This window comes from Fluviibacterium sp. S390, assembly GCF_049800695.1.
Classification (GTDB): domain Bacteria; phylum Pseudomonadota; class Alphaproteobacteria; order Rhodobacterales; family Rhodobacteraceae; genus Meridianimarinicoccus.
Genome location: NZ_JBNAFN010000005.1, coordinates 38,334 through 60,804 on the forward strand (window position 1 = coordinate 38,334; position 22,471 = coordinate 60,804).

Genomic DNA, 22,471 nt, shown 5'->3' on the forward strand with positions numbered 1-22,471 from the left:
CCGCCGCGGTCCTTTGCCATGACATGCGTCAAGGCCTCGGGGTCAGAAGGCGGCGGCCTCGGTCGCGATGTCGTCCAGCAGGCTTTGAACCTCCTGCATGGCGCCGTCGGGATAGTGGCGGTAGCCGATCACGACGGCGCCGTCGCGATCGGCCACGAAGATGCCATAGGGGCAATGGGCGATGTTCATCGGGTCGGCCTCCATCACCGTGCGCGAGGTCACGGCCGAGCAGAACAGGAACACATCCGCCGCCGCGAACAGCGTCACCTCGGAACCGACATCGGCGCCGGTGCGGGCCAGCATCTCGCCCACGTGGCTGACATAGTCGATCACCAGCCCCTTGCCGATGATGGCGGTTTCCACCGCGAAAGTGGCGTCTTCGAAACTGCCGTCGAAAGGATAGGTGGTGACACCGTCGGCTTGCGCGGCAAGGGGGGCGGCCAGCAGGGCGAGAGGGGCGAGGGCTTTGGTCAACCGCATGAGGGGTTTCCTTTGAAGAGGGGCCTTCGGGGCCGGACCCCGAAGGCGGGGACGTTCAGCCGAACATGTCGGCGGTGATACCGGCGTACCAGCCGAGGCTTTCCTCGTAGGTGGCCTTGCGCAGGTTGGCGTCTTCGCCGGTCTGGCTGATGAAGCCGTCCACCTTGGCGATTTTCTCATCGGTGGCCTGATAGGAGGCACCGACCTTGACGCCGTCGTCGGTGGCGATCAGCGACCAGCAGGTGTTGGAGAACCGCGCCGGGAACACCTTGGAGCCGGTCAGCGCCCCGCGCACGGCCATGGCCGCGACCTTGGCCTGGCTGTTGGCGGAAAAGCCCGATTTCGGCATGTCGCCCTGCTGGCTGGCATCGCCCAGGACGTGAATGCGCTCGTCCATCCGGCTTTGCATGGTGGCGGGGATCACCGGCGCCCAGCCGGCGTCATTGGTGATCCCGGCCAGTTCCGCGATGCGGCCGGCCTTCTGGGCGGGGATGACATTGGCCACATCGACCTTCTCGACCTCGCCGTCGATGACGATCTCCATGCTGTCGGGGCGCACCTCGACCACGTCGCCGCCGAAATCGGGGCCGATGCGGGAGATCATGCCGGGGTAGTGATGTTCCCAGCCTTCCTCGAACAGCCCCTGTTTCGAGAAGGTCTCCTTGGGATCGACGATCAGGATTTTCGCGGTGGGATTGGACTGCGACAGCACATGGGCGACCATCGACACCCGTTCGTAAGGGCCGGGGGGGCAGCGGTAGGGGTTGGGCGGGGCGATCATCGCAAAGGTGCCGCCTTCGGGCATCGCCGCGATCTGGGCTTTCAGAAGCTGGGTTTGCGACCCGGCCTTGTAGGCGTGCGGCATGGCATTCTGGGCGGCCACCGACCAGCCGGGCACCGCACCCTCGACAAAGTCGATGCCGGGCGAAAGGATCAGCCGGTCGTAGGGCAGCACGGCACCGCTGGCCAGTGTCACCATCCGGGTGTCACGGTCGACGCCGGTGGCCCAGTCGTGGACCACGTTGACCCCCCCCACAGCCAGCCCGCCATAGGTATGGGCGATGTCCTCAAGCCCGGTGAACCCGGCCATGTAGAGGTTCGAGAAGAAGCAGGTGAAATAGGTGCGCGAGGGTTCGACCAGCGTCACGTCGATGGCGCCCTGGCTGTCCTTGGCGATATAGCGCGCGGCGGTGGCCCCGCCGGCGCCGCCGCCGATCACCACCACGCGTGGCTTGCCCTGGGCGCGCAGCATCGGCGCGGACAGGCTGGCGGTTGCGGTGGCCGCGGCGGTCGCGGCCAGGAAATGGCGTCTGTTCAGGGTCATCGGGGTCTCCTCCTTGCGGGAATGGGGCCGGTCACTCCTCCAGCCGGGCGAAATAGGCGGCCAGCGCGGCGATCTCTTCATCCGACAGCCGTCCGGCCATCATCTGCATCACCGGGTGCGGGCGCAGCTTCTGCTTGTAGGCGTGCATGGCGACCACGAAGTCCTCTTCGGGCCAGAGCGTGATCGCCGGGATGCCGGCGTCGCCGCCGTCGCGCTGATGGCAGGTGCTGCATTCGCTGGACAGATAGGCACCGTAGTCCGGGTCGCCCTCGATCGCCAGGATCGCCGGATCGAGATCGGGCAAATCGGCGCGGGCGGTCGGTTCGGCCTCGGGGATGTCCTGCGGGCTGGCGGTAAAGCGGCGCAGGTAGGCCATCACGTCGGCCCGGTCCTGGGGATCGGAAAAGCCGCGAAAGCTCATCCGGGTGCGGCTGACCAGCGCGCGGGGGTTTTCCAGATAGGCATCGATGGTGTCGAGATGCCAGACCAGCCCGTCGGCCCCGGCGCGCACCATGCTTTTGGAATAGGCAAAGCCGTCCAGCCCGGCGGCAGGACGGCCATAGATGTTGTTCAGATGGGGGCCGACGCGGTTGATCGCCCCGGCACCGACCTGATGGCAGCCGCTGCACTGGGAGAACAGCGTCTGGCCGCGGGAGGCGTCGCCGATCTGACCGGCGGCATGGGCGCCCGGAGCCAGCAGGCCCAGGGTGAAACCCAGCAACAGGCAGAGCCGCGCCATCGGCCTAGGGGGCCGCTTGCAGGTAGGCGATCACCGCGTCGATGTCGGCTTCCTTGCGCAGCCCGGCAAAGGACATCTTGGTGCCCTTCATGTAGCCCTTGGGATCGGCCAGAAAGGCGGCCAGTTCGGCGTCGGTCCAGACCAACCCGTCCTCGGCGGCGACTTGCAGGGGCTTGGAATACTTGAAGTCCGGCACGGCCCCGGCCGCACCGCCAACGATGCCGGTCAGCACCGGGCCGACGCGGTTGGTGGCGCCGTCGCCAACCTGGTGGCAGGCCTTGCACTTCTTGAACACCTTCTCGCCGGCGGCGACCAGTTTGGGATCGGGCGCCATGACCTCCGGCTCCTGGGTCTCGGCGGCTTCGGCCAACTCGACAGCCTCTTCGACCTCGGCTTCCGTATCCTCGGCAGCGGCGGTTTCGTCCGGGGTCACATCCAGCACCATGGCGCGCATGGTGACTTCGACGCTGTCCTTGCAGGCCTCCATGCAGGGGGTCTCGGTCCAGAAATGCGCTTCGGCGCTGTCGCGGTCGTCGATGATGAAGCCGTCGGCGTTGGGCATCTCGACATCGAAGAACGTGTCTTTCGACAGGACGAAGTCATCGTCCACCAGATCGTTGGAATACAGGATATAGGCGACAATGGCATAGACATCATCCGCCGACAGGGTCTGCGCCGCGCCGAAGGGCATCGAACGGTTCACATAGTCCCATGTGGTCGACAGGTAGGGCCAATAGGAACCGACGGTCTTGAGCGGGTCGTCGTGGTCGAGCGTGTTGGCACCCCCGGCCAGCTTGGGCCAGTTGTCGATGCCTTCGGCAAAGTCGCCGTGGCAGACGGCGCAATAGTCGGCGAAAACTTCCTCTCCGGTCCAGACATCGCCCGAGCCGTCGGGCAGGCCGGTGCCATCGGGGCGCACGTCCAGATCCCAGGCGGCGATTTCCTCGGGCAGGGCCGGGCGGCCCAGTCCCAGCTTGTCGGCCAGCGCCGGGGTCGTCAGGGTTGCGGAAAGCAGGGCAGAGCCGATCAGCAGATTACGAGACTTCGACATTTTCCGCCTCTCCGTTCGCATTTACGTGCCAGGTCTGGATGCAGTTGTTGTGGTAGATCGAGTTCAGCCCGCGCACCTCGCGCAGTTGCGCCTTGGTGGGCTGGACATAGCCGGTGCTGTCCATGGCGCGCGATTGCAGCAGCATTTCTTCGCCTTGCCAGTCCACGTCGAGGTAAAAGCGGGTCAGCGCCATGGGCTTGCCGTCTTCGGCCAGCCGCGCGGTTTCCCAGGTGACGCCGCCATCGCGGGAAACATCGACGCGGGTGATCGCGCCGCGCCCGGACCAGGCCAGACCGGTGATGACCAGCGGGCCGGGGCCGTGGGTGATCGGAGACTGCGGACTGGGGGAGGTGACCACCGACTTGGCGTCCATCACCCAGGTCCACTTGCGCGAGGTGCCATCGGCCAGCGTGTCGGTGTATTTCGAGGTTTCCTCGCGGCTTTCCACGGGCGCGTCGGCAACTTCCATGCGGCGCAGCCATTTCACCCACATGTTGCCTTCCCAGCCGGGCACGATCAGGCGCACGGGATAGCCATGCTCCTTGCGCAGGGCCTCGCCATTGGCCTTGAAGGCGATCATGCAATCGTCCAGCGCCTTTTCCATCGGGATCGAGCGGCCGTTGGAGGACGCGTCGGCCCCTTCGACATACAGCCATGTGCCCTCGGGCTGGATGCCCGCTTCGTTCAGCAAGGTGCGAAGCGAGACGCCGGTGTATTCCATGTTGTGGATCATGCCGTGGGTGAACTGCGCGCCGTTGAGTTGCGCGCCGGCCCATTCCATCCCGGTGTTGGCGGCGCACTCCAGAAAGAAGGTGCGCTGTTCGCGGGGAAAGCGTTCAAGATCGGCATAGGTGAAGACCAGCGGCGTATCGACCAGCCCGTTGATCATCAGCCGGTAGTCTTCCTTGCGCAGCTCGATCGCGCCCGAATGATGACGCTCGAACGCGCAGCCCTGCGGGGTGATGGTGCCGTCCAGCGCGTGGATCGGAGTGAAGTTGATCGAGCTGATGGTGTCGGCGGTCAGCCATTCCACGTTGCGGCGGATCACGTCGCTTTCGTACTGGATCGGCAGGCCGTAGGGCGTGGCATCCACCCCGTCGCCCAACCCCGAGGCCCATTCCTGCACCTCGGTGATCAGCGGGTCTGGCGTGGCGCCGCGCGCCATCGACGCGCCCGCAACGGCACCCCCGGCGGCCAGGGCGCCGCCCAGAAACTGCCGGCGGGAGGTTCCGGGGTCCTTGGTCTTGTCGGTCATGGGAGAGGGTCCTCCTTGCTGATCTGTCCAGCGTTGGGCCGGGCGCTCAGGCGCCGCTGACCTTGACGCTGGTGTTCGGGGTGACGGTGACGGTGCCCTTGCGGCGGATGTAGCTTTCGACCACGTCCCAGATCTGCGGGCCCTCGGTGCCTTCGTTGACCGAGGCCCAGCCGGCCACCACATAGGATTTCGCCGGATCGATCTTCTCGCCGGTTTTCAGCAGGGTCATGTCGCTGATGCGTTCGCCCTGCGGCTTGGTGATGTCGATGGCGTAGCCCATGCCGCCGATGCGCACCATGTCGCCGCCCTGCTGGTAATAGGGGTCGGGGTTGAACAGGTTGTCGCCCACGTCTTCCAGGATGGTGTGGATGAATTCGCCGGTCATCTCGGTCCGGTAGGCCTTGCCGTAGGTCATCGAGGTGACATTCCACAGATCCTCGCGGGTGATGTCCTGACCGGGCAGCACCGACGGCCCCCAGCGCACGCCGGGCGACATCGAGATATCGGCCTCGCGTTCCTCGATCAGGGCGTCGCAGATCAGGTCATCCCAGGTGCCGTTGAAATTGCCCCGGCGGTACAGCAGGCTGTCGGTCTGGCCCAGCACCTCGGACAACTGGCTTTCGAAGGGCGCGCGCTGGGCGTCGATCACGCTGGCCATTTCGGCATCGGGGGTGATGACATCCGAGAAGATCGGGATCAGCTTGTGGCGGAAGCCCATCATCCGGCCATCGCGCACGTCCAGATCGACGCGGCTGACAAATTTGCCGTTGGAGCCGGAAGCGACGATGATGGTTTCGCCCACCAGCACCGGTTCGGGCAGGGCGTCATGGGTGTGGCCCGACAGGATCACGTCGATGCCCTGCACGCGGCCGGCCATCTTCTTGTCCACGTCGAAGCCGTTGTGCGACAGCATCACCACCAAATCGGCCCCGGCGGCGCGCACTTCGTCGACCATTTCCTGCATCCGGTCTTCGCGGATGCCGAAAGAGTATTCGGGGAACATCCAGCGCGGATTGGCGATGGGCATGTAGGGGAAGGCCTGGCCGATGACAGCGATCTTGGCCCCGCCGCGTTCAAAGATCTTGTAGGGCGGGAATTCCTCGGTCGGCTCGTCCCATTCCTGATCGAAGATGTTCTGCCCCAGTGCCGCGAAAGGCAGGCCCTCGACCAGTTCGCGCACGCGTTCGGACCCCAGGGTGAATTCCCAGTGGAAGGTCATGGCGTCGGGGGCCAGCGCGTTCATCACGTTGACCATGTCCTGGCCCGCGGTCTGATAGCAGGTGTAGGAGCCATGCCACGTGTCGCCGCCGTCCAGCAGCAGCGCGTCGGGGCGGGCGCTTCGGATCTCCTTGACCACGGTGGCCACGCGGTCCATCCCGCCGACCCGGCCATAGCTGCGCGCCAGCGCGTCGAAATCGTTGTAGGTCAGCGCATAGGCCGAGGGCGAGCCATCCTCGATGCCATAAAGCTTGCGAAAGTCCGCGCCGGTGATGTGCGGCACATGTCCGCGCGCCGCACCGACGCCAAGATTGATCTCGGGCTCGCGGAAATAGATCGGTTTGAGTTGGGCATGGATGTCGGTGACATGGATCAGCGTCACGTTTCCGAAGGTGTCGAATTCAAGAAGCTGGTCCTGGGTCAGGCTTTGCTGGGCCGCGAGCCGGGCCCAGTTGCCGAAGCCGGAAGCGCCCAGCACGGCCGAGGCGGCCATGCCGACCTGAAGGAAATCACGGCGGGAAATCATGAGGCGGAGACTCCGAAATCAGACAAAGTTTGGGTGTCCCCTCCCGCAGGGCGGAAGGGGGGAAAGCGGCACGCGGCCCGTTTTTCAGATCAGTTGCGAACCGCGGGGGTTTCGACCGAAAGCCCGTTGCCGCGCGAGGCGACATAAAGTTCCAGCGCCACGAATTCCGGCGAGCCTTCCGAATAGGTCTCGGCGCGGGTGTCGCGGATGCAGCCCTTGAAGCGGTTGTGCGCCGCGATCAGGTTGGCCTGTTTCAGGCGGTAAACCGGGAAGCCGTTGGTCTGGCCTTGGCTCAGGTGATCGGCGCGGATGTAGTTGTCATAATTGTCTTCATGACAATTCGCGCAGGACAGCTCCAGCTGGCCATAACGGGTGTAATACATCTCTTTGCCCTGTTCCCAGGTTGCCTGGGCCGGGCCGTCGATCTCGACCGCCATGGGCAGGCCGCGCGACTGGTTGCCGATCAGGGCGGTCATGTTCAGCATCGGCTGGGATTTCCATCCCCAGGGCTCAGCCTCCATGCGCTCTGTCCGGCAGGCGTTGATGTACATCTCCATGGTCCAGACTTCGCCGGCGGCCTCGTTCCACTTGGGCAGCTTGGTGCGCAGGCCGGTCATGGATTCGGGGTCTTCGTGGCAATCGGCACAGGATTTGCCGGCGGCGCCATCCGCGGCGTTCCAGCTGTCGATGCCCTGATCGACGAAGATCATCGCCGGGTTGTCGAAATCATCCATCTGCAAGGACTGGGTTTCCACGGTGCGGAAGGTCCAGCCCGACCGGATGGTGTCGAGCCCCTCGACATGTGCCGGGGCGTCGGTCTTGGTGATGATCTCGGTCTCGCCGTTGATGACCAGGATGTCATCTTCGTCCGCCCAGGCCGTCGTGCCGGCGGCGACGCCGCCTGCCAGGGCCAGGCCCAGGGCGATCTTTGTTGATGTGGCCAGAGCCATCGCGTTCCTCCCTATTTCCTGCTGCCGGTTCAGACGGTGATCGGCTTGGCTTCTTCGTAGACCGAGCCGTCATCGTCGTACCACGTGAACTTGAACTCCCCGGCTTCGGGCACCACGGCCTCGAATTGCAGGTAGGGGTTCGTCGAGATCGACGGCTCCAGCGTCACGTCGATGACGTTCTCGCCGTTGAAGTCGCAGGTGAAGCGATTGATGATCGAACGCGGGACAAGGTTGCCGTCGCTGTCCTTGCGCTGACCGCTTTCCATGGGGTGACTGATCAGGGTCTTGATCGTGATCGTGTCGCCAGCCGAGGCGGTCTTCGGGACCTTGACGCGGGGTTTTACACCAGATGCCATTTCTTGGTTCTCCTGTCTTAGCCGCCGCAGCCGCCGATGGTGACTTTGACGTTGGCTTGCGCCCGCTTGAAGCTGCCGTCTTCCATCCGGGCGATGGCGATGACATCCTGGGTGCCGGCAAGGCGGATGCGGGTCGAGGCCGACCGGGCACCGGCGAGCTTGCCGAAATTGAAGGTGGCGACCGAAGGCGTCGGGTTGCCTGCGGCCAGCAACATGATCGCCGCGGCCCCGTCAGCGCCGACTTCGATCGGCACGGTGTTGCCGTTCTCGGCAATTTCGGGGGCGTTCAGATCGACACCGCCGTCGGAAACGGCGGCCCCGCCGGTAAAGGCGGCGATGGCGTCGTCAACGGCGGCATTGGCCCGCAACGGCAGCGCGGCCAGGCTGACCGCGCCAATGCCGAGCGCAAGCGTGTCGCGTCGTGTCAGGGACATGGCATTCTCCTTGAATGGGAAAGGTCTGGGATCACTCATCCTTGAGCGTTGCAAGGTAGGCGACCACATCTTCGATTTCCTGAGCGGTCAGGATCGGCGGCAGGTCGGCCGGAGCCGCTTTGCCGGTATAGGCATCGCCGGGGCGGATGAAGCCGGTGGTCTTGTAGAAGGCCGGCATCACGGTGCCATCGAAGGTCATCTTCGAATTGGCCACCAGACCGCGCAATTCGGCCTCGGTCCAGCGCGATCCCGCGCCGTCCAGAATGGGGCCGACCTCGCCGTGGAAGGGCGCATCCTTCAGCGCGGTGACTTCGTGGCAGGCGATGCAATTGCCCTTGGATCGGGCGGTGATGATCTCGGCACCGCGTTGAGGATCACCGGCCGCGCCGGTCAAGGAGACCTCTACCGCGCCGTATTCGTCAAAGACGACATCTCCCGGTGCGGTTTCGCTGGCTAGGGCTGCCCCTGCCGCAAGCGTTGCCGCTACCGCCGTGGTCGCAAATGGCTTCATGTCTCCTCCCAAAGTCGAAGCTGGAACTGGCGTTATCACATTCAGATGTATGTTATTGATTTACCCTAGCGCAAGATTAAAATTCCGGTGCGTCGCTTTGTGCAGGATTATGAGCCTGGCTAGGGCGCCTTGGTGGACTTTCTTTCTTCGATCCTGCGGGCGTGATACCGCTGGAAATCTTCTCCATCGGGAGTGTCATAGCGGTTCTCGCGCACCCAGACCAGAAGGTCGAGCGTGGTCGCCGCCTCGAAAGCCCCCGGCATGATCGCGACGGCGGCCTGCTGTGCCGACAGTCCTTCGGGCACGTCCTCGGGCAAAAACAGAATCGTCGGGGTGAACAGCAGGCCCCATTTTCGGGCCATCTGCTTTTCGCTCAGAACCTCGCCGTCGAAGTCGGTGACCTCAAGATCGCCGTGCAGGTTCAGTTGCAACACGAAATAATTCTGAGAAATGAATTCGGCGATTTCCGGACGCGGGAACACCTCGGTGTGCATCTTGGTGCAATAGATGCAGCCGCGCTGTTCGAAGATCAGGGCCAGGCGTTTGCCTTCGGCGTTGGCCTCGTCCAGATCCTCGCGCAGATCCTTGAAGGTGTCGCGCATCCAGTCGGTCTTGTGCAGCCCGTCGTCGCCCAGTTCTGCGGCGGTGGTGGTCCCGGCGGCAAGGCCAAGAAGCAGCGCAAGGGTGGTCAGCAGGCGGGGCATGGGGATCCTCCTCAGGTCGGGGCTTGGAAAACGGGGAAGGTCTGCAGCATCCAGTTGGCGATCTGGTTGACGGAATCGGTGGCGATCAGCACGGCAAACAGGATCAGCACCCCGCCCATGGCCTTTTCGACCGTGCCAAGGTGGCGCCGGAAGCGGCTGGCAAAGCGCAGGAACGGGCCGATGAAACCCGCCGCGACCACGAAGGGCAGGGTCATGCCCAGCCCGAAGATCAGCAGCAGGAACAGCCCGCGTTGGGCGGTGGCTTCCTGGCTGGCCTGGAACACCACAGCAGTCAGCACGCCGCCCACGCAAGGCGTCCAGCCGGCGGCGAAAGCCAGTCCCACCACGAAGGCGCCCATGATCGACATCTGTTCGGTCTGGCCGCCGCCCATGCTGAAACTGCGGTTCAGAAACCCGATGCGGATCACCCCCAGAAAATGCAGGCCCATCAGCAGCACCACCGCCGCGGCGAACAGGCGAAACTCGGTCTGGTAGCCGCGAAAGGTCTGGCTGAGGCTGAAGGCCGCCGCGCCCAGCAGCACGAAAACGGTGATGATTCCGGCCGAGAACATCACCGAGGCCAGCACCGCGCGCCGCCGCAGGCCCGGCGGCAGGGTGCCATCGGCCTGGATTTCGGCCATGCTCGCCCCGGCCATATAGCTGAGATAAAATGGCACGATGGGCAGGATGCAGGGAGAGAAAAACACCAGCAGCCCACCTGCAAGCGCGCCGATCACCGAAACTTCGAACAAGAACATTCCTCCCAGCCGCTTGATGGAGACATATTCTTATAATACGATTCCAGAAATTCAGCCGTCAATTGTGCAGGAGCGCAGCAGGCCATGAAAATCACGCGAAGGCTTCTGGCCGCGCTGACGGGGATCGTGCTGGCGGTGCAGGCAGCGGCCTTTGAACTGGTGATGGTCGAGCAGGCGGGCTGCCAATACTGTGCGCGATGGAATGTGGCGGTCGGGCCGGTCTATCCGAAAACGCCCGAGGGCGCCTTTGCCCCGCTGCGCCGCGTGGATCTGCACCAACCCTTGCCACCGGACCTGAGCCTGCAAGGCAAGGTCGTCTTCACCCCCACCTTCATTCTGGTCGACGAAGGCCGCGAACTGGCTCGGATCGAGGGCTATCCGGGGGAGGAGATGTTCTGGTGGATGCTTGCCAACTTGTTAACAAATAATACGGATTTTAAGGGAGAACCATCATGACCCGTATCGCCCCCATCGCGCTGGCCGCGACCCTTGTCGCCACCTGTGCCACCGCCCAGGACGACGACGCCTTCGTCACCTTCAAGGTGCTGAAACCCGAAGTGGCCTTGCAGGCCGCGCAGGCCGCGCTGGAGCATTGCCGGGCCGGCGGCTACCAGGTGGGCGTCACCGTGGTGGATCGTTTCGGCGTGCCACAGGTGTTTCTGCGCGACCGGTTCGCCGGGGCGCATGTGCAGGACACCTCGTTCCGCAAGGCGTGGACGTCGGTGTCCTTCCGCGCCGGCACCAGCGAGCTCAACGCGACCACGGCGCCGGGGTCTGAGTCCTATGGCATCCGCTTCCTCGACCTGGCCCTGCCGCTGGGTGGCGGACTGGTGGTGCAGGATGGCGACGGCTCCATCGTCGCGGGGATCGGCGTGTCGGGGGCGCCGGGTCCGAGCCTGGACGATGAATGCGCCGAGGCCGGCATCGCCGCGATCGAGGATCAGATCGCCTTCTGATCGCGGCCCTTCGCGCGGCGTAGGCCGCCGCGCGCCACCTGTCCGACGAACGCCAGCAACGACAGCGCGCCGACCAGTGCCATCGCCCCATGCGCCAGCGGATTGGCCGGGGGATGGCCGGTCAGAAGCAGGCAGGCGGCCAGCAGGCTCAGCCCGGTCAGGCCGCCCACCACCACAAGGGTGGTGCCTTGGGGCAGGCGGCGGGCCATCTCCAGCCCCAGCCAGACGCAGACCAACCCGCCCGCCGCGCCGACCAGCGTGTCGATGGGCCAGTGCATCCCCACCGGCACCCGGCTGAGCGCAACCGCCAGACCACCCGCAAGGGCCAACGCCCGCGCCCAGGGGGCCGGGCAACAGACCATGACGAACCCCGCCAGCGTCAGGGCGGTCTGGCTGTGACCGGAAGGAAAGCTCTGGTCCGCAGTCAATGCGCCGACGCTGTGGAACTGGTCGGGCGACAACAAGCCAGATGGCCGAAGAACAGGCCAGAAGCCTTTGAAGACATGTGTGAAAGCGGTTCCAAAGACGCTGGCGATCAGCACCGGCCACGCCAGATACCAGCGCCCCGGCAGCAGCACCAGCAGCAGGCAAAGCGCGACGGCGGTGTCGCCAAACTCGGTCAGCACGGCCCAGACCACGGGCGGCGCGAGCGGCATCAATCCGTTCAGCGTGGCAAACCCGGCGTGATAGCCACCGCCCAGAAACAGCGTCGCCGCCGCAAGCAGCAAGGCCAGCGCGGGCCAGAGCAGCCAGCGGCTGAGCGTTGAGCCGGGCAGAGTGGTCTGGACCTTCCGCGCGGCGGCAAGCCCCGGACGGAAGATCCGGCGCATCACACCGACTTCAGATAGGCGGCCAGCAGGTCACGGGCGGCTTCCAGATCGCTTTTGTGGATCATCTCGGTCACCGTGTGGATATAGCGGGTGCCGACCACGATGCCGATGGCGCGGGCCCCGGCGGCGGCCTGCTGGGCGGCGGCGCCGTCCTGACCGCCCGACCGCAGCATGGTGCGCTGCCAGACGATGTCATTGGCCTCGGCCAGTTGTTCGAAGGTCGTCACCAGCCCGCGATCGGCGATGAAAGAGCCGTCGCGCAGGTGGATGCCCACGCCCTTGCCCTGTACCGTGGTGGCATCCTGTTCCGGCACACCGGGCGTATCGCAGGCCAGCGTGGTATCGACCCCGATGCCGATGTCGGGGCGCACGGCGAAGGCGGCAGTGCGGGCACCGCGCAGGCCAACCTCTTCCTGACAGGTGAAGGCGACATGGATCTCGGCCTCGGCCGCGTGATCGCCCATGGCGCGCACGGCTTCGATGCCCAGCCAGCAGGCGATGCGGTTGTCCAGCGCCTTGGACACGATCTTGTCGCCCATCTCGACGAAGGGTTCTTCCATCACCACCATGTCGCCGATCCTGACGTGATCCGCGGTGGCCTCGCCCAGGCCCAGGTCGACGAAGAATTCGGCCACTTCGGGCACCTTCTTGCGTTCCTCGGGGGTGGCAATGTGGACCGGGCGACCGCCGGGGTTCATCACGCCGGGCAGATCGCCGCCTTCGGTGCAGACGCGCACGCGGCGTGAGAACAGGTTGCGCGGATCGAAGCCGCCGACGGGCTGCAGGTAGCAAAAGCCCTTGTCGGTGATGTGGCTGACCAGAAAGCCGATCTCGTCCATGTGGCACAGCAGCATGATCTTCTGCGGCGCGTCGCCCTTGCCATTCCGGCGGCACAGCAACGAGCCCATGTTGTCTTCGCGCACCTCATCGAACAGCCCGTCGATTTCAGCGCGGATCAGGTCGCGGACGCGATCCTCCTGTCCGGGCACGCCGGGGGTTTCGCAAAGCCGTTTCAGCAGGTCGATGTTCATGGGGATCCTCGGGATTGTGCGTCGGGCTATCGGTGACCGATAGGCATGCGGCTGTCCAGCCTGTCAGGAGGCCAGAACCCGCATCGCCCGGATCTCGCGTGCCAGATCGGCGGCCATGTCGCGGGCTTGTTCGCGGCGGTCCGGGCGCATGGCATAGACGCCGATGCCGGTCAGCGTGGCTTGCAGGCGCCGGGCTGTCTGGCTGGGGTCGAGCGACGCGGGCAGGGCGCCCTCGGCCTGCGCCTGCCGGTAGATCGCGACAAACGAGGCCTCGCTGCGGTCCAGCAGATCCAGAATCGCGGCGCGCAGAGCCGGTTGGGTCAGGCCCGTGTCCATGCCGGTCTTGGCCAGGAAGCACGCCGGTTGCGGGACATCGTCCCGTACCACCGGGTGCGCCGATTCCACGAAACGCGCCAGTCCTTCCAGAACATCGGGGGCCGCATCCAGAATTTTCTGACGGCTTTCGGCGATTTCCTGAGCATACCGTTCCAACGCCATGCGGAACAGCGTCTCCTTGTTGCCGAAGGCGGCATAGATGCTGCCCGGATGCATGCGCAGGGCCGCTTCGATGTCCTTCAACGAGGTCGCATGGAACCCCTGTTTCCAGAACAGGTCGCGTGCGCGGGACAGCGCCTTGTCGCGGTCGTGGGATTTGGAACGAATGGTCATGGCCCAGATATAGCGCGGCGTTTCACGGATGCACAGGGTGCTGTGATCTCACGCTTGAGTGATCGTTCAAAAAGAGACTTGAGCAACCGCTCCATGGGGCTAGATAGGGCACATCGGCGTGCAACACCAGAAAGGAACCCCAGATGACCGATTTTCCGTCCTACGACCTCGACACAGCCCCCCAGGCCGCCAAACCGTTTCTGGAAAAATCGCAAAAGGCCTTTGGTCGTTTGCCGGGTCTGCACAAGGTGATGGCCGGAGCGCCGGGTCTTCTGGACGTGTACCAGCAGGCGCACGCCGCGTTTCAGAACTCCAGCCTCGACAAGGACGAACTGACGGTTGTCTGGCAGGCGATCAACGTCGAACATGGCTGCCACTACTGCGTGCCTGCCCACACCGGCATTGCCAACATGATGGGCGTCGATCCCGCGCTCAGCGAAGCGCTGCGCAACGAAGCACCGTTGGGAAATGACGCGCTGGAAGCCCTGCGGACCTTCACCCTGGCCATGGTGCGCCAGCGCGGCGAGGTGTCCGAGGCGCAGCTTGCCGCCTTCTATGCCGCCGGTTATGGCCCCCAGCAGGTTCTGGAAGTCATCCTGGGCATCAGCCAGAAGGTGATGTCGAATTACGTCAATCACATCGCCCAGACCCCGGTGGACGAGGTGATGCAGAAGTTCGCATGGGAAAAGAAGTCAGATCAGGCCGCCTGATCCGGTTCCTCCCCTGTGACACCAAGAGGCGGCCGCCCAAGGGTCGCCTCTTGGCATTGGGGCTTTCGTCCGCGCCTTGGGCAAGCTAAGACGGCTCGGGTTTGAAGACCGGCACAGGACGAGGAGTTTCCCATGGCCAATGTGGTCGTCGTAGGCGCCCAGTGGGGCGACGAAGGCAAAGGCAAGATTGTCGACTGGCTCAGCGAGCGGGCGGATGTGATCGCGCGCTTCCAGGGCGGGCACAATGCCGGCCATACGCTTGTCATCGATGGCAAGGTCTACAAACTGCATGCGCTGCCCTCGGGTGTGGTGCGTGGTGGCAAGCTGTCGGTGATCGGCAACGGCGTGGTGCTGGACCCCTGGCATCTGGTCAAGGAGATCGCCACCGTGCAGGCGCAGGGCGTGGAAATCACTCCGGAAACCCTGATGATCGCCGAGAACACGCCGCTGATCCTGCCCATCCATGGCGAGCTGGATCGCGCCCGCGAGGAAGCTGCCTCGAAAGGCACCAAGATCGGCACCACCGGCCGTGGCATCGGTCCGGCCTATGAAGACAAGGTTGGCCGCCGGTCGGTCCGCGTGGCGGATCTGGCCGATGATGCCACGCTCGAGGCCCGCGTGGACCGCGCGTTGCAGCACCACGATCCGCTGCGCAAGGGTCTGGGGATCGAGGCCGTGGATCGCGACGGGCTGGTTGCCCAGCTCAAGGAGATCGCGGCGCAGATCCTGCCCTATGCGGCCCCGGTCTGGAAGGTGCTGAACGAAAAGCGCAAGGCCGGCAAACGGATCCTGTTTGAAGGTGCGCAGGGCGCGTTGCTGGACATTGATTTCGGCACCTATCCCTTCGTCACCTCGTCGAACGTGATTGCCGGGCAGGCGGCCACCGGGGTCGGCATCGGGCCGGGCTCCATCGATTATGTGCTGGGGATCGTGAAAGCCTATACCACCCGCGTCGGCGAAGGGCCGTTCCCGACCGAGCTGGATGACGACGATGGCCAGCGGCTGGGCGAACGCGGTCATGAGTTCGGGACCACCACCGGGCGCAAGCGCCGCTGCGGCTGGTTCGACGCCGCGCTTGTGCGCCAGACCTGCGCCACCTCGGGCGTGACCGGCATCTCGCTGACCAAGCTGGATGTGCTGGACGGGTTCGAAACCCTGAAGATCTGCGTCGGCTACGATCTGGACGGCGCGCGGCTGGACTATCTGCCCACCGCCGCCGACCAGCAGGCCCGCTGCAAACCGATCTATGAAGAAATGCCGGGCTGGTCCGAAAGCACCGAAGGAGCGCGCAGCTGGGCCGATCTTCCGGCCAATGCCATCAAGTACGTGCGCCGGGTCGAAGAGCTGATCGACTGCCCGGTTGCGCTTCTGTCGACCTCGCCGGAACGCGAAGACACCATCCTGGTGACGGATCCTTTCGCGGACTGATCCTTGACTTCCCCGCCCCGGCGCACAGTTGCCGGGGCAAAGGATGCGGAGAAATTGCCCATGGCCCTGTCGTACAAAGCCCGCCGTCGCTGGTCGCTGGTGATCCTGCTGGTGGGGATGCCGGCCTATGTTGTCGCGGTGGTCACCGTGCTGAACCTGCTGGACCGGCCGCCCTTCGTGGTCGAATTGCTGGTCTATGTTCTGCTGGGCCTGCTCTGGGCGATCCCGTTCCGCTTCGTATTCCGCGGCATCGGCAAGCCCGACCCTGACGCCGAAACCGGCGAGGAGGGCAAATCGCCGTGACAGCGCCCGAGCCTCTGGTCACCACGCAGACGCCGGTCACGCTGGTGGGCGGCGGCGGGCTGCGCGACAAGGATCTGCACACCTGCCTTACCCGTGGTCCCGTGCTGGTGGCTGCCGATGGCGGTGCCGATGCAATCCTGGGCCGGGGCTTGCGCCCGGACGCGGTGATCGGCGACATGGATTCGCTGACCGCGGCGGGGCGCGCGGAACTGTCCCCGCGGGTGCAGCACCACATCCCCGATCAGGACAGCACCGATTTCGAGAAATGCCTGACCCGAATCGCAGCACCACTGGTGCTGGGCGTGGGGTTCACCGCCCGGCGTCTTGACCACACGCTGGCGGTCTTCAACACGCTGGTCCGCCATCCGACCCGGCGCTGCGTGCTGATCAACAAGTCCGAGGCCATCACCCTGCTGCCGCCCGAGATCGCGCTGCCGCTGGAACCGGGCTGCCGCGTATCCCTGTTTCCCATGGGGGCTGTGACCGGGCAGAGCAGCGGGCTGGAATGGCCGATCGACGGACAGGGGTTCGCGCCGGATGGCGCCATCGGCACCTCGAACCGCGCCACCGGCCCGGTACATCTGACATTGGATGCGCCACGAATGCTGGTCTTCCTGCCGCGTGGACGACTGAATGTGCTGCTGGAAGCGCTGGAGGCCGCGTCTCGGTGGGCCGAAGGCTGAGCTTTTTGCCCTATTGCCCTCGCAGCCGGGTCAAAGGCTGCGTATAGATATGGCCAGTTGCAGGGAGTCACTGATGTCCGAACCTCTTTCTCAGGCTGATGCCGGAAAATTCGCCGCGGCGCGCGGCGCGGTGGATCTTGTCGAAGACGGTATGAAACTGGGGTTGGGCACCGGCTCGACCGCGAACTGGATGGTGCGGGCACTGGCCGCCCGTGTGGCGCGGGAAGGGCTGTCGCTGACCTGCGTGCCGACTTCGACCCGGACCGGCGATCTGGCGCGGGCGCTGGGTCTGAGGGTGGTCACGCTGGACGAAGCCGGATGGCTGGACCTGACCATCGACGGGGCCGATGAATTCGACCCGGCGCTGAACCTGATCAAGGGCGGCGGCGGCGCGCATCTTCAGGAAAAGATCGTGGCGGCGGCCTCGAACCGGATGGTGGTCATCACCGATCCCAGCAAGGACGTGGCGCAACTGGGCGCTTTCCCCCTGCCGGTCGAGATCACGCCGTTCGGCAAGGGCGTCACAAGCAAGCTGATCGACAAGGTGCTGGAAACCGCCGCCGTGGGCGCACGCAGCAGCCGGCTGCGGATGCAGGGTGATGCGCCCTTCGTCACCGACGAGGGCAACCACATCGTCGACCTGGCGCTGGCGCGGATCGACGCCCCGGCGGATCTGGCCGCAGCACTGCTGCAGATCCCCGGCGTGGTGGAAACCGGACTGTTCCTGGGCCTGTGTGACGCGGTTGTGATTGGCCATCCCGACGGGCGCGTGGAAACCCGTCGTGCGGATGGATCGGCGCCAGTTCTTGCCCGGGTCGACCCGGCCGAGGCAGCGGCCCTTCCGGCAGCATGACGACGCAGTTTCAGGAGACGCGGTATGAGTTTTGATTTCGACCTTTTCGTGATCGGTGGCGGGTCCGGCGGTGTGCGCGCGGCCCGCGTGGCGGCGCAGGGCGGGGCCAGGGTTGGTCTGGCCGAGGAAAGCCGTATGGGCGGCACCTGTGTGATCCGGGGCTGCGTGCCGAAGAAGCTGATGGTGTTTGCGTCCTCCTACCGCGCGGTGTTCGACGATGCGCGCGGCTATGGCTGGGACGTTTCCAACGGCGAGTTGGACTGGCCGGGGTTTCGTGGCAAGCTCGAGGCGGAACTGGACCGGCTGGAAGGGGTCTATCAGGGCATCCTGACCCGCAACGACGTGGACTGGCACAACCAGCGCGCCGTGATCCGCGATCCGCATACGGTGGAACTGGCCGATGGCACAACCTATACCGCCAAGCACATACTGGTCGCCACCGGCGGGCGTCCCTTCGTGCCCGAGATGGACGGTGCCGAACATGTCATCACCTCGAACGACATCTTCCATCTTGAGCAGTTGCCCAAGTCGATTCTGATTGTCGGCGGCGGCTTCATTGCATGTGAGTTCGCGTGCATTCTCAATGGTTTGGGCGTCGAAGTTACACAGTTTTATCGTGGCGCGCAGATCCTGCGCGGCTTCGATGACGAGGCGCGCGGGCTGGTGGCCGAAAAGATGATCGAAGGCGGCGTCACGCTGCACACCGGCACCAATGTGGTCGAGATGGAGGATCGCGGCGCCGAAGGCATCTGGGTCAAGGCCACCGACGGCTCGCACCGCACCTATGAGAAAGTCATGTATGCCACCGGCCGCGTGCCCAATACCGAGGGTCTGGGGCTTGAGGAACTGGGCGTCGAGATCGGCCGCCGCGGCGAAGTGGTCGTGGACCAGTATTCGCAGACCGCGGTGCCGTCGATCTATGCTATTGGGGATGTGACCAACCGGATCAACCTGACCCCGGTCGCGATCCGCGAGGGCATGGCCTTCGTGGAAACCGTGTTCAACGGCAACCCCACGGCACCGGATCACGAACTCGTGGCCTCTGCCGTGTTCACCCAGCCGGAACTGGGCACCGTGGGTCTGACCGAGGAGGCCGCCCGCGAACAGGAGCCGATCGAGGTCTACTGCACCTCGTTCAAGGCGATGCAGTCGGCCTTTGCGGGCCGCGACGACCGGGTGCTGATGAAACTGATTGTCAGTCAGGAAACGCGCCGCGTTCTGGGCTGTCACATTGTGGCACCGCAGGCCGGCGAGATGATCCAACTGGCCGCCATTGCGGTGAAAATGGGGGCCACCAAGGAACAGTTCGACGCCACCGTGGCGGTGCATCCGACCATGGCCGAGGAACTGGTCACCATGAAGGACCCCATGCGCACGGCTTGATATTCCCGCTCGTGCGCTCATCTAGAATTCAAGACGTCTTGAGACGAAACAGGAAGAAGGCTTCACATGGCAGGAAACAGCGGAGGTCCCTGGGGAAGCGGCGGAGGCCGTAATTCAGGTAACGGCGGCGGCGGCGATGGCAGCGGCGGCGACAATCGCGGGGGCGGGCGCCGTCCCGGACAGGGCGATCAGCCCCAGATCCCAGAAATCGACGAGATTGTCCGCAAGGGCCAGGAACAGCTCAAGGTTCTGATGGGCGGCCGCGGCGGCAAGGGCGGCGGCTTTGGCGGCGGTCCGAAGATGTCCAAGGGGGCGCTCGGCCTGGGCGCCATCGTGCTGGTGGGCGTTTGGGTGTTCGCCTCGCTCTACACCGTGAAGCCGGAAGAACAATCGGTGGAACTGTTCCTTGGCAAATACAGCCAGACCGGCAATCCGGGTCTGAACTTCGCGCCCTGGCCCCTCGTGACCTACGAGGTTCTGCCGGTGACGCGCGAACAATCCGAGGACATCGGAGACGGCCGCAACACCGGGGATGATGGCGGGCTGATGCTGACCACCGACGAAAACATCGTCGACATCGACTTCCAGGTGGTCTGGAACATCAACGACCCGGCGAAATTCCTGTTCAACCTGCGCGACCCGGTCCAGACCGTGCGCTCGGTGTCTGAATCGGCGATGCGCGAGATCATCGCGCGTTCGGAACTGGCGCCGATCCTGAACCGCGACCGCGGCATGATCGAAGCCAGCGCACAGGAACTGATCCAGTCGACGCTGGAAAGCTATGACAGCGGCATCAACATCGTCCGGGTCAACCTTGCCAAGGCCGACCCGCCGATCGAGGTGATCGACGCCTTCCGCGAAGTGCAGGCCGCCGAGCAGGAACGGGATCGACTGGAACGTCAGGCCGACGCCTATGCCAACCGGGTTCTTGCCGGGGCACGGGGTGAAGCCGCACAGCTTCTGGAAGAGGCCGAAGGCTATCGCGCGCAGGTCGTCAACGAAGCCCAGGGTGAGGCCAGCCGTTTCCTCGCCGTTCTGAAAGAATACTCTGCCGCGCCGGAAGTGACCCGCAAGCGTCTGTACCTGGAAACCATGGAGAAGGTTCTGGGTGACGTCGACAAGGTCATCCTGAACGACAATGGCTCGGGCACAGGGCAGGGCGTCGTGCCCTACCTGCCGCTGAATGAGCTGCGTCGCAACAGCGCCCAGCAATAAGGAGAATGAGCATGAAGAAAGCAACATTCCTGCTGCCGGCTGCGGTTGTGGTCGGGGCGCTGGTGCTGTCCTCGCTGTTCATCGTCGATGAACGTCAGAAGGCCCTGGTGCTGCAATTCGGCCAGATCAAGGCCGTGAAGGAAGACCCGGGATTGGCGATGAAGATCCCCTTCATCCAGGAGGTCGTGCGCTATGACGACCGCATCCTGTCGCTGGACACGCCGCCCATCGAAGTCACGCCGTCGGATGACCGGCGCCTGATCGTCGATGCCTTCGCGCGCTACCGGATCGCCGATGTGGTTCAGTTCCGACAGGCCGTTGGTGTTGGTGGGCTGCGCGTCGCCGAGGATCGTCTGGCCGGCATCCTGACCACCCAGACCCGTCAGGTTCTGGGTGCGGATGGGGTCACGTCGAACACCATCCTGTCGGCGGATCGGGCCGAACTGATGACCCGGATCCGCGACCAGTCCGCCGCGCGCGCCTCGGCGCTGGGGCTGGATGTGGTCGACGTGCGGCTGGTGCAGACCAACCTTCCGGATCAGAACCTTGACGCCACCTTTGCCCGGATGCGGGCGGAACGGGAACGCGAAGCCGCCGACGAGATCGCGCGCGGCGAGGAAGCGGCCCAGCGGGTGCGGGCGCAAGCCGACCGGACCGTGGTGGAACTGGTATCGGAATCCACGCGGGACGCCGAGATCACCCGCGGTGAAGCCGATGCTGAACGCAACCGCGTCTTTGCGCAGGCCTATGGTGCCGATCAGGACTTCTTCGAGTTCTACCGGTCGCTGACCGCCTATGAGCGGGCGATCAAGGGCGGCAATTCGTCCATGGTCATCACACCGGACAGCGAGTTCTTCGACTATCTGGATGGCTCCATGGGGCGCGATAATTGATCGTCCTGACGGCCATCGGGTTTGTCCTGGTGGCCGAGGGGCTGGTGCTGGCACTGGCCCCGAAGCGACTTGAAGATCTGGCCGCCTTTCTGGCCACGCTTTCCATCGACACGCGCCGGGCCCTCGGGCTTGGCGCGTTGGCGTTCGGGGTGTTGCTGTTGTGGCTGACCGGCGGCACCGGTGGCGGATAGATCGCTGTAGTCGTGGCTAATGTTGATCCGAACCGGGTTGGCCTGCGTAATCGAGATACCTTGCCTTATTGGAGTTCGCGATGCGTTCCGTTCTGGTCTCTGCCCTAGCCCTGCTTCCCCTGCCAGTCTTGGCGCAGGAACGTCCCGATCTGGCGACTTACGAGATCACCACGGGCGCGCTGTATCAATCGAAGGCCGATATCGACGGTGGCGGCTCGGTCAGCGCCAGCGCCGGGGTGGTGAACTTCGGCGCGTCCTTCCTGTTGACCCGCCGCACCGGCGTCGGCGTCGGCGTCGAGATCGGCCGGGGCCGCTATGACTTCGACGATGTGCCCGCCATCGGCAAGAGTTTCGACTATCGCAGCGACAGCATTTCGTTGTCTTATGACTTCCGCCTTGGCGATACGGGCTTCGGCTTCATCGCCCCGACCGTGCGCTGGAACGGCGAGATCGACGGCGACATGGACAAGGCGATGACCTGGGGCATGTTTGCCGGGGCGGCGTGGCGGGTCTCGCCCAACCTGGTGATCGGCCCGGCGCTGGGGATCTTCTCCAAGCTGGACGACGACGTGCAGGTGTTCCCCTTCCTGCTGGTGGAATGGGACATCACCGAGCGTCTGCAACTGGCCACCGGGGAAGGGCTCGGCGCCACCCAGGGGCCGGGTCTGGCACTGACCTACGCCCTGAACGACGCGTGGAGCGTCGGCATCGCTGGCCGGGTCGAGAACGTGGAATTCCGTCTGGACGACGACGCCAGCGTGCCGGACGGTATCGCCCGCGACCAGAGCTTTCCGCTGGTGGCCAGTGTCGGATGGGAACCCAACGACCAGGTCCGCCTTGCCGCCTTTGCCGGGGTGCAGACCAATGGCCGCTTCACGCTCAGCGACAAGGATGGCCGCAAGCAGGTGCAGCGCGACTATGACAACGCGCCGATCTTCGGGGCGATCCTGAACATCACCTTCTGACGCGGTTCACATCTTTCACGCAGGTGTGACAGCAATTGCAACGGCGAGGGAGTTG

Annotated in this window: 27 protein-coding genes; 12 read left to right on the forward strand and 15 right to left on the reverse strand. The window is 64.9% G+C overall.

Going from position 1 to position 22,471, the window contains the following annotated elements; all coding sequences use genetic code 11:
* Window positions 1–42: 42 nt before the first annotated feature.
* The 12 genes from ACP15K_RS05485 to ACP15K_RS05540 form a co-directional block, all read right to left on the reverse strand.
* Complete coding sequence (locus ACP15K_RS05485) at window positions 43–480, reverse strand: DUF302 domain-containing protein (RefSeq protein WP_424990019.1); 438 nt, start codon at window positions 478–480, stop codon at window positions 43–45.
* Window positions 481–535: 55 nt separating this feature from the next.
* Window positions 536–1,804, reverse strand: a complete 1,269-nt coding sequence (locus tag ACP15K_RS05490; RefSeq protein WP_424990020.1) for an FCSD flavin-binding domain-containing protein — start codon at window positions 1,802–1,804, stop codon at window positions 536–538.
* 31 nt (window positions 1,805–1,835) lie between these two features.
* A complete protein-coding gene (locus ACP15K_RS05495) occupies window positions 1,836–2,543 on the reverse strand; it encodes a c-type cytochrome (RefSeq protein ID WP_193142496.1) in 708 nt (235 codons plus the stop codon).
* Between the two features lie 4 nt (window positions 2,544–2,547).
* Window positions 2,548–3,594 carry a c-type cytochrome gene (locus tag ACP15K_RS05500; RefSeq protein WP_193142495.1) on the reverse strand — a complete coding sequence of 349 codons (1,047 nt, stop codon included), beginning with the start codon at window positions 3,592–3,594 and terminating at the stop codon, window positions 2,548–2,550.
* Entirely contained in the window at window positions 3,578–4,849 is a 1,272-nt protein-coding gene (gene soxC / locus ACP15K_RS05505) for a sulfite dehydrogenase (RefSeq protein WP_193142494.1), read from the reverse strand. The genes ACP15K_RS05500 and soxC overlap by 17 nt, the downstream gene beginning before the upstream one ends.
* 46 nt (window positions 4,850–4,895) lie before the next feature.
* Window positions 4,896–6,593 (reverse strand): thiosulfohydrolase SoxB, encoded by a 1,698-nt coding sequence (gene soxB, locus ACP15K_RS05510; protein WP_424990021.1) that lies wholly within the window; start codon window positions 6,591–6,593, stop codon window positions 4,896–4,898.
* Between the two features lie 89 nt (window positions 6,594–6,682).
* Window positions 6,683–7,543, reverse strand: coding sequence for a sulfur oxidation c-type cytochrome SoxA (gene soxA / locus ACP15K_RS05515; RefSeq protein WP_193142492.1), 861 nt, complete (start codon window positions 7,541–7,543; stop codon window positions 6,683–6,685).
* 29 nt (window positions 7,544–7,572) lie between these two features.
* Complete coding sequence (gene soxZ, locus ACP15K_RS05520; protein ID WP_193142491.1) at window positions 7,573–7,899, reverse strand: thiosulfate oxidation carrier complex protein SoxZ; 327 nt, start codon at window positions 7,897–7,899, stop codon at window positions 7,573–7,575.
* 17 nt (window positions 7,900–7,916) lie between these two features.
* Window positions 7,917–8,333 (reverse strand): thiosulfate oxidation carrier protein SoxY, encoded by a 417-nt coding sequence (gene soxY, locus ACP15K_RS05525; protein WP_424990022.1) that lies wholly within the window; start codon window positions 8,331–8,333, stop codon window positions 7,917–7,919.
* A 31-nt stretch (window positions 8,334–8,364) separates the two neighbouring features.
* Window positions 8,365–8,844 carry a sulfur oxidation c-type cytochrome SoxX gene (soxX, locus tag ACP15K_RS05530; RefSeq protein ID WP_193142489.1) on the reverse strand — a complete coding sequence of 160 codons (480 nt, stop codon included), beginning with the start codon at window positions 8,842–8,844 and terminating at the stop codon, window positions 8,365–8,367.
* A gap of 119 nt (window positions 8,845–8,963) precedes the next feature.
* Window positions 8,964–9,548, reverse strand: a complete 585-nt coding sequence (locus ACP15K_RS05535; RefSeq protein ID WP_424990023.1) for a thioredoxin family protein — start codon at window positions 9,546–9,548, stop codon at window positions 8,964–8,966.
* An 11-nt stretch (window positions 9,549–9,559) separates the two neighbouring features.
* Entirely contained in the window at window positions 9,560–10,300 is a 741-nt protein-coding gene (locus ACP15K_RS05540) for a cytochrome c biogenesis CcdA family protein (protein ID WP_424990024.1), read from the reverse strand.
* Window positions 10,301–10,390: 90 nt separating this feature from the next.
* Between ACP15K_RS05540 and ACP15K_RS05545 the strand changes: the two genes are divergently transcribed.
* On the forward strand, window positions 10,391–10,762 hold the full coding sequence (locus ACP15K_RS05545) for a hypothetical protein (RefSeq protein ID WP_424990025.1): 372 nt from the start codon (window positions 10,391–10,393) through the stop codon (window positions 10,760–10,762).
* A complete protein-coding gene (locus tag ACP15K_RS05550; RefSeq protein ID WP_193142485.1) occupies window positions 10,759–11,262 on the forward strand; it encodes a GlcG/HbpS family heme-binding protein in 504 nt (167 codons plus the stop codon). Before ACP15K_RS05545 ends, ACP15K_RS05550 begins: the two co-directional genes overlap by 4 nt.
* On the opposite strand, the gene ACP15K_RS05555 is transcribed toward ACP15K_RS05550, so the two are convergent.
* The 3 genes from ACP15K_RS05555 to ACP15K_RS05565 all read right to left on the reverse strand — a co-directional run bounded on the left by ACP15K_RS05555 (window position 11,247) and on the right by ACP15K_RS05565 (window position 13,792).
* On the reverse strand, window positions 11,247–12,092 hold the full coding sequence (locus ACP15K_RS05555) for a phosphatase PAP2 family protein (protein ID WP_424990026.1): 846 nt from the start codon (window positions 12,090–12,092) through the stop codon (window positions 11,247–11,249). The genes ACP15K_RS05550 and ACP15K_RS05555 overlap by 16 nt on opposite strands.
* Window positions 12,092–13,123 carry a M42 family metallopeptidase gene (locus ACP15K_RS05560; protein WP_193142483.1) on the reverse strand — a complete coding sequence of 344 codons (1,032 nt, stop codon included), beginning with the start codon at window positions 13,121–13,123 and terminating at the stop codon, window positions 12,092–12,094. Before ACP15K_RS05560 ends, ACP15K_RS05555 begins: the two co-directional genes overlap by 1 nt.
* 63 nt (window positions 13,124–13,186) lie before the next feature.
* Window positions 13,187–13,792, reverse strand: a complete 606-nt coding sequence (locus ACP15K_RS05565) for a TetR/AcrR family transcriptional regulator (protein ID WP_193142482.1) — start codon at window positions 13,790–13,792, stop codon at window positions 13,187–13,189.
* Between the two features lie 143 nt (window positions 13,793–13,935).
* Here ACP15K_RS05565 and ACP15K_RS05570 point away from each other — a divergent pair, with 143 nt between their 5' ends.
* The 10 genes from ACP15K_RS05570 to ACP15K_RS05615 all read left to right on the forward strand — a co-directional run bounded on the left by ACP15K_RS05570 (window position 13,936) and on the right by ACP15K_RS05615 (window position 22,416).
* Entirely contained in the window at window positions 13,936–14,502 is a 567-nt protein-coding gene (locus ACP15K_RS05570) for a carboxymuconolactone decarboxylase family protein (RefSeq protein ID WP_193142481.1), read from the forward strand.
* A 132-nt stretch (window positions 14,503–14,634) separates the two neighbouring features.
* Window positions 14,635–15,930: an adenylosuccinate synthase gene (locus ACP15K_RS05575; protein WP_193142480.1), complete on the forward strand. Its 1,296-nt coding sequence runs from the start codon at window positions 14,635–14,637 to the stop codon at window positions 15,928–15,930.
* Window positions 15,931–15,990: 60 nt separating this feature from the next.
* Complete coding sequence (locus tag ACP15K_RS05580) at window positions 15,991–16,233, forward strand: DUF2842 domain-containing protein (protein ID WP_193142479.1); 243 nt, start codon at window positions 15,991–15,993, stop codon at window positions 16,231–16,233.
* The gene (locus tag ACP15K_RS05585; RefSeq protein WP_424990027.1) at window positions 16,230–16,916 is read left to right on the forward strand and encodes a thiamine diphosphokinase; all 687 of its coding nucleotides are present in this window, start codon (window positions 16,230–16,232) and stop codon (window positions 16,914–16,916) included. Before ACP15K_RS05580 ends, ACP15K_RS05585 begins: the two co-directional genes overlap by 4 nt.
* 73 nt (window positions 16,917–16,989) lie before the next feature.
* The gene (gene rpiA, locus ACP15K_RS05590) at window positions 16,990–17,769 is read left to right on the forward strand and encodes a ribose-5-phosphate isomerase RpiA (protein ID WP_424990028.1); all 780 of its coding nucleotides are present in this window, start codon (window positions 16,990–16,992) and stop codon (window positions 17,767–17,769) included.
* 24 nt (window positions 17,770–17,793) lie between these two features.
* Complete coding sequence (gene gor / locus ACP15K_RS05595) at window positions 17,794–19,152, forward strand: glutathione-disulfide reductase (protein WP_193142476.1); 1,359 nt, start codon at window positions 17,794–17,796, stop codon at window positions 19,150–19,152.
* Window positions 19,153–19,218: 66 nt separating this feature from the next.
* Window positions 19,219–20,367 (forward strand): FtsH protease activity modulator HflK, encoded by a 1,149-nt coding sequence (gene hflK, locus ACP15K_RS05600; protein ID WP_193142475.1) that lies wholly within the window; start codon window positions 19,219–19,221, stop codon window positions 20,365–20,367.
* 11 nt (window positions 20,368–20,378) lie between these two features.
* Window positions 20,379–21,260: a protease modulator HflC gene (gene hflC / locus ACP15K_RS05605; RefSeq protein ID WP_193142474.1), complete on the forward strand. Its 882-nt coding sequence runs from the start codon at window positions 20,379–20,381 to the stop codon at window positions 21,258–21,260.
* Entirely contained in the window at window positions 21,257–21,451 is a 195-nt protein-coding gene (locus ACP15K_RS05610; protein ID WP_193142473.1) for a DUF2065 family protein, read from the forward strand. The genes hflC and ACP15K_RS05610 overlap by 4 nt, the downstream gene beginning before the upstream one ends.
* A gap of 80 nt (window positions 21,452–21,531) precedes the next feature.
* Window positions 21,532–22,416 (forward strand): hypothetical protein, encoded by an 885-nt coding sequence (locus ACP15K_RS05615; protein ID WP_193142472.1) that lies wholly within the window; start codon window positions 21,532–21,534, stop codon window positions 22,414–22,416.
* Window positions 22,417–22,471: the final 55 nt, after the last annotated feature.

Excerpts from the sequence above, each read along its gene's own strand:
- soxY (WP_424990022.1), bottom strand. The coding sequence starts at position 8,333 with ATGTCCCTGACACGACGCGACACGCTTGCGCTCGGCATTGGCGCGGTC.
- soxB (WP_424990021.1), bottom strand. The coding sequence starts at position 6,593 with ATGATTTCCCGCCGTGATTTCCTTCAGGTCGGCATGGCCGCCTCGGCC.
- ACP15K_RS05560 (WP_193142483.1), bottom strand. The coding sequence starts at position 13,123 with ATGAACATCGACCTGCTGAAACGGCTTTGCGAAACCCCCGGCGTGCCC.
- ACP15K_RS05575 (WP_193142480.1), top strand. The coding sequence starts at position 14,635 with ATGGCCAATGTGGTCGTCGTAGGCGCCCAGTGGGGCGACGAAGGCAAA.
- soxZ (WP_193142491.1), bottom strand. The coding sequence starts at position 7,899 with ATGGCATCTGGTGTAAAACCCCGCGTCAAGGTCCCGAAGACCGCCTCG.
- soxX (WP_193142489.1), bottom strand. The coding sequence starts at position 8,844 with ATGAAGCCATTTGCGACCACGGCGGTAGCGGCAACGCTTGCGGCAGGG.
- ACP15K_RS05495 (WP_193142496.1), bottom strand. The coding sequence starts at position 2,543 with ATGGCGCGGCTCTGCCTGTTGCTGGGTTTCACCCTGGGCCTGCTGGCT.
- ACP15K_RS05485 (WP_424990019.1), bottom strand. The coding sequence starts at position 480 with ATGCGGTTGACCAAAGCCCTCGCCCCTCTCGCCCTGCTGGCCGCCCCC.
- rpiA (WP_424990028.1), top strand. The coding sequence starts at position 16,990 with ATGTCCGAACCTCTTTCTCAGGCTGATGCCGGAAAATTCGCCGCGGCG.
- gor (WP_193142476.1), top strand. The coding sequence starts at position 17,794 with ATGAGTTTTGATTTCGACCTTTTCGTGATCGGTGGCGGGTCCGGCGGT.
- ACP15K_RS05555 (WP_424990026.1), bottom strand. The coding sequence starts at position 12,092 with ATGCGCCGGATCTTCCGTCCGGGGCTTGCCGCCGCGCGGAAGGTCCAG.
- ACP15K_RS05580 (WP_193142479.1), top strand. The coding sequence starts at position 15,991 with ATGGCCCTGTCGTACAAAGCCCGCCGTCGCTGGTCGCTGGTGATCCTG.
- soxA (WP_193142492.1), bottom strand. The coding sequence starts at position 7,543 with ATGGCTCTGGCCACATCAACAAAGATCGCCCTGGGCCTGGCCCTGGCA.
- hflC (WP_193142474.1), top strand. The coding sequence starts at position 20,379 with ATGAAGAAAGCAACATTCCTGCTGCCGGCTGCGGTTGTGGTCGGGGCG.
- ACP15K_RS05615 (WP_193142472.1), top strand. The coding sequence starts at position 21,532 with ATGCGTTCCGTTCTGGTCTCTGCCCTAGCCCTGCTTCCCCTGCCAGTC.
- ACP15K_RS05535 (WP_424990023.1), bottom strand. The coding sequence starts at position 9,548 with ATGCCCCGCCTGCTGACCACCCTTGCGCTGCTTCTTGGCCTTGCCGCC.
- ACP15K_RS05550 (WP_193142485.1), top strand. The coding sequence starts at position 10,759 with ATGACCCGTATCGCCCCCATCGCGCTGGCCGCGACCCTTGTCGCCACC.
- ACP15K_RS05500 (WP_193142495.1), bottom strand. The coding sequence starts at position 3,594 with ATGTCGAAGTCTCGTAATCTGCTGATCGGCTCTGCCCTGCTTTCCGCA.
- ACP15K_RS05490 (WP_424990020.1), bottom strand. The coding sequence starts at position 1,804 with ATGACCCTGAACAGACGCCATTTCCTGGCCGCGACCGCCGCGGCCACC.
- soxC (WP_193142494.1), bottom strand. The coding sequence starts at position 4,849 with ATGACCGACAAGACCAAGGACCCCGGAACCTCCCGCCGGCAGTTTCTG.
- ACP15K_RS05565 (WP_193142482.1), bottom strand. The coding sequence starts at position 13,792 with ATGACCATTCGTTCCAAATCCCACGACCGCGACAAGGCGCTGTCCCGC.
- hflK (WP_193142475.1), top strand. The coding sequence starts at position 19,219 with ATGGCAGGAAACAGCGGAGGTCCCTGGGGAAGCGGCGGAGGCCGTAAT.
- ACP15K_RS05570 (WP_193142481.1), top strand. The coding sequence starts at position 13,936 with ATGACCGATTTTCCGTCCTACGACCTCGACACAGCCCCCCAGGCCGCC.
- ACP15K_RS05545 (WP_424990025.1), top strand. The coding sequence starts at position 10,391 with ATGAAAATCACGCGAAGGCTTCTGGCCGCGCTGACGGGGATCGTGCTG.